Genomic DNA, 11,462 nt, shown 5'->3' with positions numbered 1-11,462 from the left:
TTCCCCGGCCGGCCGGGGGTTCCGACCGTTGTCAAGGGTTGCAACCCCTGACAGGGGACGGAATCCCCGGCCGGCCGGGGAATCCGCCACCGCCCCCGTCAACCCAGACTTGACGCCCACCTCACGGCTTGACGATCACCTTGACCGCGGTGGCGGCCTTGTCGACGACCCCGTTGCCGCCGTACGACACGAACATCGTCCGCGGGCCTCTGCCCAGGCCGGTCAGCAGCAGCTCGGCGGCGCCGTCGACGAGCGTGCCGCGCAGGACGTGGTCGCCGACCCGGGCCCACACGGTCCCGGTCGGTACGGCGACCCCGGGCGCGGTGACGCGGATCCGGGCGATCGCCCCCCGCTTGCGGCCGCCGGCGCGCAGCACGATCGTCGAGGTCGTGGTGACGACGCCGAAGTCGGCCGAGCGGGTCAGGCCCTTGTAGCGGTCGCGCGACACGGTGGCGCGGACGGTGATCCGGTGGCCGACGTCGGCGTCGCCCAGCGGGTACGTCGACGCGGTCGCCTCGGGCACGAGGACGCCGTCGCGTGCCCACTCGTAGGTCGCGGTGGCGTCGGCCGGGGTCCAGGTGCCGGGCGAGAAGGTCAGGCTCGAGCCGTGCCGGGCGGCGCCGGAGGCGTTGAACGGAGCGGTGAGCTCGACGGCGCCCTCGACGACCGGACCGACGTTGCCCGAGGCGTTGGAGACCGAGGTGTAGCCCGCGCGCTTGGTGACCTCGACGACCGAGATCGTCTTGCCGACGAGGGTCTCGTCGACGGTCAGCGACCTGCCGTTGCGGGCGGCGCCCAGCCACACGCCGTCGGCGCGCCAGCGGTAGACGGTCGACTCCGGCATCGGCGTCCACTGGCCCGGGACCACGGTGAGCACGGCGTCGACCTCGGGGGCCCCGGCCACACCGGGCTTGGCGCCGCGGACCGGGGTGCCGAGGGCGACGGCTGCGGTCGGCGTCGAGGTGGTGGTGGCGGCCGTGTAGCCGGTGAGCGTGCCGGTGCTGCGCAGCGACACCGTCTTGCCGGCGTCGGCGGCCGTGGGCGTGTAGGTGTTGGTGGTCGCGCCGGCGACCGCCGCTCCGCCGACCAGCCACTGCAGGGCCTGCGTGGTGCCGGCCGGGGTGAAGCGGCCGAGGTAGCCGCGCAACGGCACGCCGACCTGGGGCGTCCCCTCGATCCGCGGCGTCGCCGTCGCGGTGAGGGCCGGCGCCGTCTGCGCGCGGTCGACGAAGTGGATGAAGCCGCTGGGCCAGCCCGGCCCGTTCTTGTAGATGGTGCGCCAGTGGAAGTCGCCGGACCAGGAGTCCTCGGAGATCACGATCTCCGTCGACGAGACGACCCGCTCGATGTAGGCGACGTGGCCGCTCGAACCGGCGCCGCTCACCCCGGCCCGCCACCACGCGACGGCCCCCACGGCCGGCGTGGAGTCGGTGATGTCGTCCATCTGGACGCCCCAGTTGGTCGCGTTGCCGGAGCCGCTCCAAGGTCGCTCGTTGGGCATCCCCTTCTGCACCATCCGGTAGGCGACGTAGTTGGTGCAGTTGTGCCCGGCGTACATCCGCCAGTACATCGTCCGGTTGTGCGACGCGTAGCCCGCGTGGCTGTAGCCGGCGTTGTTGCAGGCCGTGTAGCCGGTGCAGAGGTAGGTCGACGTGGCGTCGGACGGTGGGGCGCCCGCCGGCATCGCGACGAGCGTGGCGGCGGTCAGGAGGGAGGCCAGGGAGCCGGTCACCAACGATCTGGATCGGCGTCGGCGTGGCGCGTTGACAGAGCGGGAGGGGGGAGGCACGGGGACCACTGTCAAGGACATCTGCAGTGTTTCGCAACAGCAACCCCATAATTCACAGCCGCCCCATTGTCACGTATTTGGAACTACAGGCGTGTCGTTCCGCGCGCCTAGTCACATCGGGCCATCTCGGCCTTCCGAACGGCACCGAAACCGGTCCCGAACTGTGACCGACCCCTCTCACCCGGGCGGTTGCCAACGGGATGCGACACTGGCGCGCATGCCTGGAACCAACCTGACCAGGGACGAGGCCGCCACCCGCGCCGCCCTCCTGGACGTCACGTCGTACTCCATCGACCTGGACCTCACGACCGGCGACACGACCTTCGGATCCACCACGACCCTCGCGTTCACGTGTCGTGAACCAGGGGCGTCGACGTTCGCCGACCTCGTCGACGCGACGGTCCACGAGGCGACGCTCAACGGCGTGGCGCTCGACGTGGCGTCGTACGCCGACAGTCGGCTGCCGCTGCCGGACCTGCAGGCCGACAACGTGCTCGTGGTGCGCGCGGACTGCACCTACTCCCACACCGGCGAGGGGCTGCACCGCTTCGTCGACCCCGTCGACGACCGCGTCTACCTCTACTCGCAGTTCGAGGTGCCCGACGCGCGCCGGGTGTTCACCACCTTCGAGCAGCCCGACCTCAAGAGCGTCTTCGACTTCCGCGTCACCGCCCCCGACCACTGGGTCGTGGTGTCCAACGCGCCGACGCCCGACCCCGAGGCCCTGGGCGACGGCAAGGCCGTGTGGACCTTCCCGACGACCAAGCGGATGTCGACCTACGTCACCGCGGTCGTCGCCGGCGAGTACCACGGCGTCTTCGACACCTTCCAGGGCGCGTACGGCGAGATCCCCCTCGGCCACTACTGCCGCCAGTCGCTCGTCGAGCACCTCGACCGCGAGGAGCTGGTCAAGATCACCCGGCAGAGCTTCGGGTTCTTCGAGGACAAGTTCGGGATGGCCTACCCGTTCGAGAAGTACGACCAGCTCTACGTGCCGGAGTACAACATGGGCGCGATGGAGAACGCCGGCTGCGTGACGCTGCGCGACGAGTACCTCCCCCGCTCGCGCCAGCCGCGCTCGTTCTACGAGTTCCGCTGCTCGGTGATCACCCACGAGATGGCGCACATGTGGTTCGGCGACCTCGTGACCATGAAGTGGTGGGACGACCTCTGGCTCAACGAGTCGTTCGCCGAGTGGGCCTGCTACTGGGCCGAGGCCGAGGCGACCGAGTTCACCGACGCGTGGACCGGCTTCGCCAACGCCCGCAAGCAGACCGGCTACCGCGCCGACCAGCTGCCGAGCACCCACCCGATCGCTGCCGACAACTTCGACCTCGAGGCGGTCGAGGTCAACTTCGACATGATCACCTACGCCAAGGGCGCCTCGGTGCTCAAGCAGCTGGTGGCCTGGGTCGGGCTCGACCCGTTCGTCGACGGCATCCGGCAGTACTTCGCCGACCACGCCTACGGCAACACCGAGTTCAGCGACCTGCTCGCCGCGCTCGAGCGGGCCTCCGGGCGCGAGCTCGGCTCGTGGGCCGAGGAGTGGCTGCAGACCGCCGGCGTCAACACGCTCACGCCCGAGTTCGAGCTGGACGCCGACGGCGCCTACAGCCGGCTCGTCGTCCGCCAGTCGGCCCACCCCTACCACCCGACGCTGCGGCGGCACCGCCTCGGCATCGGCCTCTACGACGAGGTCGACGGCCGGCTGGTCCGCCGTGACTACATCGAGGTCGACGTCGAGGGCGAGACCACCGAGATCAAGGAGGCCGTCGGCCAGCGCCAGCCCGACCTGCTGCTGCTCAACGACGGCGACCTCGCCTACGCCAAGATCCGCCTCGACGAGCGCTCGCTGGCCACCGCCGTCGGCGGCCTGTCCCTCCTCGACGACTCCCTCGCCCGGGCCCTGGTCTGGGGCGCCACGTGGGACATGACGCGCGACGCCGAGCTCGCCCCCACCGCCTTCGTCGAGCTGGTGCTGGGCAACATCGGTGCCGAGACCGACGCCTGGGGCATCTCCCGCATCCCGTCGTCCGCGGCGCAGTCCGTGGTGTCGTTCTCCGACCCCGCCGGTCGCGCCGACCTGCGCTGGCGCTGGCAGAGCGGGCTCCGCGAGCTCATCGACGGCGCCGCGCCCGGCAGCGACTCGCAGCTGACGTTCGTGCGCTCCTACGCCTCCGCCGCCCGCAGCGACGAGGCCGTCGCCGACCTCGAGGGCCTGCTCGACGGCTCCCTCGTGCTCGAGGGCCTCGACGTCGACACCGACCTGCGCTGGGCGCTGCTGACCGGCCTGTGCGCGGCCGGCCGCGCCGACGAGGCCCGGATCGCGGCCATGCTCGAGACCGACAGCACCATCAGCGGCCAGCAGAACGCCGCCGCCGCCCGCGCCATGCTGCCCGACGCCGCGGCCAAGGAGGCCGCGTGGACGGCCGCCCTCGACCCGCAGACCCCCAACGAGACCGCGCGCAGCATCGTGACCCACTTCCAGGTGTCCGACCAGCAGGAGCTCCTCGCTCCCTACGTCGAGCGCTACCTCGACACCGTCGGCACCATCTGGGAGCGCCTCGGCGCCCACAAGGCCGCCGTCGCCCTCCAGGGGCTCTTCCCCCACCCTCAGGCCTCGGCCGACCTGCTGGCCCGCCTCGACGGCTGGCTCGAGACGGCCGACGTCAACCCGGGTGCGCTGCGCTACGTCCGCGAGGGCCGCGCCGAGGTCGCCCGCGCCCTCGCCGCCCAGGCCAAGGACGCCGAGTCGGCCTGATCCTGGGCCGGGTCAGGGCTGGGTCAGGGCTGGTTCGGCGTGGTCGGGTCGTCGGGCAGAAGTCCCTGACAACGGTCGGATTCCCCGGCCGGCCGGGGAATCCGGCACCTGTCAGGGGTTGCAACCCCTGACAACGGTCGGAGTACCCGGTCAGCCGGGGAATCCGCCGACCGGTCGCGTCAGCTCCAGGTCGACGGTCGCTCGTCGGGCTTCGCGAGGCCGGGCTGACCGGACGTCGGACCGGACGTCGGGCCGGACGTCGGCACAGCCGGCGGACCGGCGTACGCCGTGCTGCCCATGGTCTGGGAGGTGTGGTGGCGGCGGGTCAGGTGGGCGACGAGGGCCGCGACCAGGGCGACCACGAGACCGAGACCGAGGCCGGCGGCCAGGGTGATCGCGCCGCTGACGGCCGGCGAGAACAGCCTGTTGGCGCCGCTGAAGAACCCGCCGTAGAGGTCGGTGTCGATGATCAGGGCCCGTACGTAGCCCGCGAGCTGGGTGGCGACCACGACGGCCGCCCAGGTGCTCAGCAGCACCCGCACGAACCCGTGGCCGGCGCCGACGAGCGCGGCGGTGAGCAGGACGACCAGGAGCACGACGACCAGGTCGAAGGCGATGCCCGCGATCCAGAACCGTCCAAAGTCCTCGTCGCCGCGCGGGGAGAAGCGCCACCCGAAGACGCGCACCGCACCGACGCAGTTGCCGAGGAAGTCCTCGCCGCCGAGGTCGGTGGGGAGGACCTTCTCGATGACGTACTGGTTGGCCACCACGAGGATCACGGCGAGTGCGGTCACGCCCGCGGCCAGGGCGGTCAGCCACGGCCGCACCTGACGGTCGGGAGTCGGGTGAGCGGTCGGGTGAGCGGTCGGGGGCGGGCTCGCGTACGACGGCGCGTCGGCTGACATGGCGCCGACCCTAGGCGACGTCGGGCGTGCAGCCCGTCAGCCGGCGTGCAGCGTGTTCTGGGGCTTGGCGTGCTCGGCGAGCTGCTGGACGCCGCGGCGCAGGCCACCCACCAGGTCGCCGTCGCGGAAGGACGAGACCATCGTGGCGACGGCGAGCTCGACCCGGGCGTCGTCGAGGGTGCGGCGCACGTCGGTGCCGGTGACGACCTCGACCGCGCGGGCGGTCGGGTCGACCATGACCAGGATGCTGCGGTCGGGCGCGACCAGCGAGCGGTGCAGGTCGACGGCGAAGGGCCGGGGCTCCCCCACGGACTTGCCGACGAAGACCGAGAACTCCGAGCGGCACAGCTGCTCGGCCTTGCGGATCGTCAGGTCGAGAGCGGCGCGGTCGGACGCGCTGAGGTGCTCACCAGCGGGCACTGGCTCCACCGTCCGTGGTCTGGGCGTCGGCGCCCGTCAGGACACCGCCCGAGGCGGTCGTCGTGGGGCTCGAGGCGATCTCGCCGGCGTTGCGGCGACCGCCGAGCCACTGGTCCTGAGGGCCGGTGGCGCCGGGGGCGACGCGCTCGCCGCGCGCCACGCTCGGCAGGTAGACGGCGGCGATGATGAGCACGAAGAGCAGGACCGGGACGCCGACCATCACGCCGAGCACGAAGAGCTTGTCGACGGGCTCCTGCGTGCCCCAGCCCACCGGGACCTCGGCCGAGGCCGGGCCGGCGAGCAGCGCGCTCGTCACGAGCAGCACCGTTGTGGCGCCGGCCAGGGCGGCAGCACGACGCACGGTGCCTTTGATCACGGTCCCAGTCACGGGTGACAGCCTATCGTCGTCGCCGGTTCGAACCGAGTCCGCGTTCCTGTTATGCATGCGGGATGCTTCTGGTCACACTCCAACCGACGGACCCGTCCACCGACACCACCCCGGCCGTGCCCGACGCCAACCCCTGCAGCTCCGGCGAGACCATCTGCAACGCGGTGTTCGACGTCACCGGCAACAAGGACCTGGCCGACTACTCCGACGTCCTGATCGGGCGCCCGCTCGCGCTGATCGGGCTGTTCCTGCTGGCGTTCGGCATCCGCTGGGTCGCCCACAAGGCGATCGACCGAATCGCGGGCCGCGCGGCCAAGGGCGTGCTGCCCGACCGGGTCAACCTGATCGCGACCGAGCGCCGCCGCCAGCGCGCCGAGGCGATGGCGAGCCTGTTCAAGAGCATCGTCACCGGGCTGATCGTCGCCGTGTTCGGCACGATGATGCTCAGCGAGATCGGCATCGACATCGCCCCGATCATCGCCAGCGCCGGCATCGTCGGCCTGGCGCTCGGCTTCGGCGCACAGTCGCTGGTCAAGGACTTCCTGTCCGGCGTCTTCATGATCATCGAGGACCAGTTCGGCGTGGGCGACCAGGTCGACCTCGGCGAGGCCATCGGCACCGTCGAGGCCGTCACCCTGCGGATCACGCGGGTCCGCGACGTCAACGGGACGGTCTGGTACGTCCCCAACGGCCAGATCATGCGCGTCGGCAACCAGAGCCAGAACTGGGCGCGCACCGTCCTGGACATCAGCGTGGCCTACCACGAGGACCTGGCCCGCGTACGCCGCGTGCTCAGCGAGGTCGCCCACGACCTGTGGGAGGACGAGGACTTCAAGGGCCAGGTCATCGAGGAGCCCTCGGTCTGGGGCGTGCAGGACCTCGCCATCGACGGGGTGACCGTGCGCGTCGTGCTCAAGACGACGCCGGGCGAGCAGTGGGCCGTCGCCCGCGAGATGCGCCAGCGGATCAAGGCGCGCTTCGACCACGAGGGCATCGAGATGCCGTTCCCGCAGCGGGTCGTGTGGAACCGGCAGGAGCCGGCCGCCCCGACCGCCCCGACCGCGACCGGCGCCGAGGGCGCCTGAGCTCAGTCAGGGCTCGTCGAGGGCCTGGTCGCGAGCACGACGCCGACACCTGCCGTCCACGCGAGCCCGGTCAGCACCAACGTGCGCTGCAGCAGGGCCGCGGGCTCGCCGTACGGGTCGACGAGCAGGAGGGTGCCGAGCAGCGTCAGGTGCACGGCGTACGACGTCGTGGCCGCCATCGAGGCCCGCAGCGCCACCGGCTGGGGGTCGACGACGTCCAGCGCGGTGACGCCGACCCAGAGCGCGAACCCGGCCGCGGCCACGACGAAGTGACCGAGGTCGGCGCTCGGCACCGCCCCGTCGGCCACCGGCAGGCGGCACGGCCCGTCGCACCGCACGACCGTCTGGGCCGCGAGGTCGACCGCCGCGACGACGAGCAGGACCACACGCGGGTCGCGCCACCGGACGCGCGAGGCGAGCGCGACCGCCACGCCCAGGCACGCGAGCGCAGCAGCCACGAGCCCGACCCGGAAGGCACCGGCGCCCGGCCCGCCCGAGGCACCCAGGTCGGACAGGTAGCCACCGGTGAGCGGGTCGGCGCCCGAGCGGTCGGCCGCGACGAGCACGGCAGCCGCGACGCCGACGGCACCGAGCGGACCGAGCAGGCCCACCCACCGCAGACCCCGTTGCACCGGGCCAGTGTGCCCGCCGCGCGCCCGCCGAGGACCCGCCACCCCGAGGCAGGGACAATGGACGCGTGACGACTTTCTACGAGGAGATCGGCGGGTACGAGACCTTCGCAACGATCGTCCACCGCTTCTACGAGGGCGTCGCCACCGACGAGGTGCTGCGGCCGCTTTATCCCGAGGAGGACCTCGGCCCCGCCGAGGAGCGCTTCCTGCTGTTCCTCGTGCAGTACTGGGGCGGGCCGACGACCTACTCCGACAGCCGCGGCCACCCCCGGCTGCGGATGCGGCACGCGCCGTTCAAGGTCGACCCGGCGGCCAAGGACCACTGGCTCCTGCACTTCCGCGCCGGTCTCGACGCGGTCGAGCTCACGCCGGAGCAGGACGAGAAGTTCTGGGACTACGTCACCCACGCCGCCCAGTTCATGGTCAACACCTTCGAGTGACGCTCGGCGGCGCCGCTACGACGGGGCGTTGACCCGGGTCAGCAGCAGCGCGTGCAGGTCGGCCGGCGGCTCCGCCGAGCGCTGGGTCTCCATGTCGAAGAAGACGACCGTGACCCGGCCCAGGGCCAGGGGTCGGTCGCCGTCGGCGATCTCGGACTCGATCGTCATCGACCGCGTGCCGACCCGCGCGATCTGCGACCACACGTCGTAGGGCTCCTCGCGCTGCAGGATGGGCGCGAGGTAGTCGACGTCGGTCTGGGCCACGACGATGCTCGGTCGGCCGACGCCGTCGTGGCCGCGGGTGACGTCGGCCATCAGCCGGATCCGCGACTCCTGGAGGTACTCGAAGTACTTCACGTTGTTGACGTGCCGATAGGCGTCGACGTCGGAGAAGCGGACGTGCAGCGGCCAGCGGAACGCGTCCTCGCGCTCCAGCCGGGCGGTCCGGGTCCGGCTCCGCGGCGTGTCCTCCGGCTCGAGGTAGCGGCCGAGCGCCGTCTTCTCGTCGGCGGTGAGGCGGCGGGGGCGCTCGTCGGCGAAGACGTAGGGCGTCAGCACGGTCGTCGCCCGGACGTAGACGGTCCGTTCCCCCTCGTCCTCGTGGAAGACCTCGTAGCCCAGGGTGAAGGTCGCCGCGCGGACCTCGGTCACCCAGCACTCGACCTCGACCGGGCGGAACCGGAAGCCCATCGGGGCGCGGTAGCCGACCTCGTGACGCACCACCACGACGCCCTCGGTCATGTCGGCGGCGCGCGGGGGCAGCAGCGCGCGCATGAAGTCGACCCGGGCCTCCTGGAGGTAGTCGACGTAGACGACGTTGTTGACGTGACCCAGCAGGTCGAGGTCGGCCCAGCGGACGGGGCACCGATAGACGTGACGCACGCCATGATCCTGGCAGCCCGAGCGACTGGTACCTGTTCTAGTCTGCGAGAGAAGGTCGCGAGACCATTACCTGCCCAGTCCACAGCAGAGAACCGGAGCCACCCGCATGCCCGAAGCAGTCATCGTCTCAGCCGCCCGGTCCCCGATCGGGCGCGCCAACAAGGGGTCGCTCAAGGACCTGCGCCCCGACGACCTGACGGCGACCATCGTCAAGGCGGCGCTCGACAAGATCCCCGCCCTCGACCCCAACACCGTCGAGGACCTCTACCTCGGCTGCGGCCTGCCCGGCGGCGAGTCCGGCAACAACATGGCCAAGGTCGTCAACACCCTCAACAACATGGACCTGGTGCCCGGCGCCACGGTCACGCGCTACTGCGCGTCGTCGGTCCAGTCGACCCGGATGGCGTTCCACGCCATCAAGGCCGGCGAGGGCGACATCTTCATCTCGGCCGGCGTCGAGATGGTCTCGCGCTTCATGAAGGGCACCTCCGACCACTGGCCCGACACCAAGAACCCGCTGTTCGCCGAGCCGCAGGCCAAGACCGACGAGTACGCGCTCGGCGGCCAGGACTGGCACGACCCCCGCGAGGACGGCAAGCTCCCCGACATCTACCTGGCCATGGGCCAGACGGCCGAGAACGTCGCCCGGATGAAGGGCCTCTCACGCCAGGAGCTCGACGAGTTCGGCGTCCGCTCGCAGAACCTCGCCGAGAAGGCCATCAACGACGGCTTCTGGGCCCGTGAGATCACCCCGGTCACCACCCCCGACGGCACCGTCGTGATGGCCGACGACGGCCCCCGCGCCGGCGTCACCTACGACGGCATCAAGGACCTCAAGCCGGTCTTCCGGCCCGACGGCGTCGTCACCGCCGGCAACTGCTGCGCGCTCAACGACGGCGCGGCCGCGGTGGTGCTCATGTCCGACACCAAGGCCGCCGAGCTCGGCCTCACCCCGCTCGCCCGGATCATCTCCACCGGGGTCAGCGGGCTCTCCCCCGAGATCATGGGCCTCGGGCCGATCGAGGCGACCAAGAACGCGCTCAAGTACGCCGGCATGAGCATCGGCGACATCGACCTCGTCGAGATCAACGAGGCCTTCGCCGCGCAGGTCGTGCCGTCCTACCAGGAGCTCGGCATCGACCTCGACCGGCTCAACGTCAACGGCGGCGCCATCGCGGTCGGCCACCCGTTCGGCATGACCGGCGCGCGACTGCAGAACACGATGCTCAACTCGCTCGACTGGCACGACAAGAGCACCGGCCTCATCACGATGTGCGTCGGCGGCGGCCAGGGCATGGCCCTCATCCTCGAGCGCATCTGAGCCTGATAGGTCGGGAATCAGCGGTCTGGCGCGGCGAGCCCGCGTCGCTCTTGCGGGGCTGCCGCCGGTCTGGCGGGGCGGGCCCGACCCGCCCCGGAGACCGCCGATCCCGACGTGCGCCCTGTGGTCGTGTTCGAACGTGGTCGGGGCGCCCGTGCCGCGCGCGCTTCAACGGGTAGCGGGCGGCTTCCACGGGTAGCGGGCAGCCACCCAACTAGAGTGAATGGGTGGCTGCCCGTTTCCCGACCCGCCCGGAACCGCGTTGGCTCGACGAGGAGCAGCAGGTGGCCTGGCGAGCGTTGGTGCTCGGCTCCACGTTGCTCTTCGACCGCCTCGACGACGACCTGCGCCGCAACCACGGCATCTCGCTGGTCGAGTACGAGATCCTCGTCCGCCTCTCCGAGCGCGAGGGACGGATGCGGATGGCGCAGCTGGCCGACTCGCTCGCGCACAGCCGCAGCCGTGTGACCCACACCATCAAGCGGATGGAGGATGCCCTCCTGGTCACCCGCGAGGTCTCCGAGGAGGACGGCCGCGGGGTGAGCGCGGTCATGACCGACCGCGGCCGCCTGCTGCTCGAGAACGTCGCACCCACCCACGTCAACGGCGTCCGCGACCACATCGTCGACCTCGTCGACCCGGCCGACTTCGCCGCCATGGGTCGGGTCCTCAACGCCGTCGCCGACCACCTCATCGCGGGCCACCCCGACCGCGAGATGCGCTGACGGACCCCGTACGGCACCTGCCCTCCCCTACCCCCGAGCCGACCTGCACGTGCGCTCGGACGGTCTCGAGAGGGGCGTGGCCGCCCTCCTCGACCACCGTGGGGTCCACCCGGG

General features: G+C 71.6%; 11 protein-coding genes. 5 read left to right on the top strand and 6 right to left on the bottom strand.

Features of this window, described 5'->3' with window-relative positions; translation table 11 throughout:
* Positions 1–121 precede the first annotated feature (121 nt).
* Positions 122–1,732 (bottom strand): CHAP domain-containing protein, encoded by a 1,611-nt coding sequence (locus Q7T52_RS13645; protein WP_304803369.1) that lies wholly within the window; start codon positions 1,730–1,732, stop codon positions 122–124.
* A 274-nt stretch (positions 1,733–2,006) separates the two neighbouring features.
* Between Q7T52_RS13645 and pepN the strand changes: the two genes are divergently transcribed.
* Complete coding sequence (gene pepN / locus Q7T52_RS13640; protein WP_304803367.1) at positions 2,007–4,550, top strand: aminopeptidase N; 2,544 nt, start codon at positions 2,007–2,009, stop codon at positions 4,548–4,550.
* 179 nt (positions 4,551–4,729) lie between these two features.
* Here the strand turns inward: pepN and Q7T52_RS13635 are convergent, their stop codons facing one another.
* Genes Q7T52_RS13635 through Q7T52_RS13625 form a run of 3 tightly spaced genes read right to left on the bottom strand, consistent with a single transcriptional unit; the run spans position 4,730 to position 6,263 of the window.
* Positions 4,730–5,455: a hypothetical protein gene (locus Q7T52_RS13635; protein ID WP_304803365.1), complete on the bottom strand. Its 726-nt coding sequence runs from the start codon at positions 5,453–5,455 to the stop codon at positions 4,730–4,732.
* A 36-nt stretch (positions 5,456–5,491) separates the two neighbouring features.
* Entirely contained in the window at positions 5,492–5,875 is a 384-nt protein-coding gene (locus tag Q7T52_RS13630; protein WP_304803364.1) for a DUF5130 family protein, read from the bottom strand.
* Positions 5,862–6,263 (bottom strand): hypothetical protein, encoded by a 402-nt coding sequence (locus Q7T52_RS13625; protein WP_304803362.1) that lies wholly within the window; start codon positions 6,261–6,263, stop codon positions 5,862–5,864. The genes Q7T52_RS13630 and Q7T52_RS13625 overlap by 14 nt, the downstream gene beginning before the upstream one ends.
* Positions 6,264–6,325: 62 nt before the next feature.
* Between Q7T52_RS13625 and Q7T52_RS13620 the strand changes: the two genes are divergently transcribed.
* Positions 6,326–7,348, top strand: coding sequence for a mechanosensitive ion channel family protein (locus Q7T52_RS13620; RefSeq protein ID WP_304803360.1), 1,023 nt, complete (start codon positions 6,326–6,328; stop codon positions 7,346–7,348).
* A gap of 2 nt (positions 7,349–7,350) precedes the next feature.
* Here the strand turns inward: Q7T52_RS13620 and Q7T52_RS13615 are convergent, their stop codons facing one another.
* Positions 7,351–7,980, bottom strand: coding sequence for a DUF998 domain-containing protein (locus Q7T52_RS13615; protein WP_304803358.1), 630 nt, complete (start codon positions 7,978–7,980; stop codon positions 7,351–7,353).
* Positions 7,981–8,045: 65 nt separating this feature from the next.
* Here Q7T52_RS13615 and Q7T52_RS13610 point away from each other — a divergent pair, with 65 nt between their 5' ends.
* Positions 8,046–8,420 (top strand): globin, encoded by a 375-nt coding sequence (locus Q7T52_RS13610; RefSeq protein ID WP_304803355.1) that lies wholly within the window; start codon positions 8,046–8,048, stop codon positions 8,418–8,420.
* 15 nt (positions 8,421–8,435) lie between these two features.
* Here the strand turns inward: Q7T52_RS13610 and Q7T52_RS13605 are convergent, their stop codons facing one another.
* A complete protein-coding gene (locus tag Q7T52_RS13605; protein WP_304803353.1) occupies positions 8,436–9,302 on the bottom strand; it encodes a thioesterase family protein in 867 nt (288 codons plus the stop codon).
* Between the two features lie 106 nt (positions 9,303–9,408).
* Here Q7T52_RS13605 and Q7T52_RS13600 point away from each other — a divergent pair, with 106 nt between their 5' ends.
* Together Q7T52_RS13600 and Q7T52_RS13595 are read left to right on the top strand one after the other, a co-directional pair.
* The gene (locus Q7T52_RS13600; protein ID WP_304803351.1) at positions 9,409–10,623 is read left to right on the top strand and encodes an acetyl-CoA C-acetyltransferase; all 1,215 of its coding nucleotides are present in this window, start codon (positions 9,409–9,411) and stop codon (positions 10,621–10,623) included.
* 227 nt (positions 10,624–10,850) lie between these two features.
* The gene (locus Q7T52_RS13595) at positions 10,851–11,348 is read left to right on the top strand and encodes a MarR family winged helix-turn-helix transcriptional regulator (protein WP_304803349.1); all 498 of its coding nucleotides are present in this window, start codon (positions 10,851–10,853) and stop codon (positions 11,346–11,348) included.
* Positions 11,349–11,462: the final 114 nt, after the last annotated feature.

Origin of the sequence: Nocardioides sp., from assembly GCF_030655615.1 — a bacterium.
GTDB lineage: Bacteria > Actinomycetota > Actinomycetes > Propionibacteriales > Nocardioidaceae > Nocardioides.
Note: the sequence above shows the minus strand (reverse complement) of the source record. Positions and strands in the feature narration are given on the sequence as shown.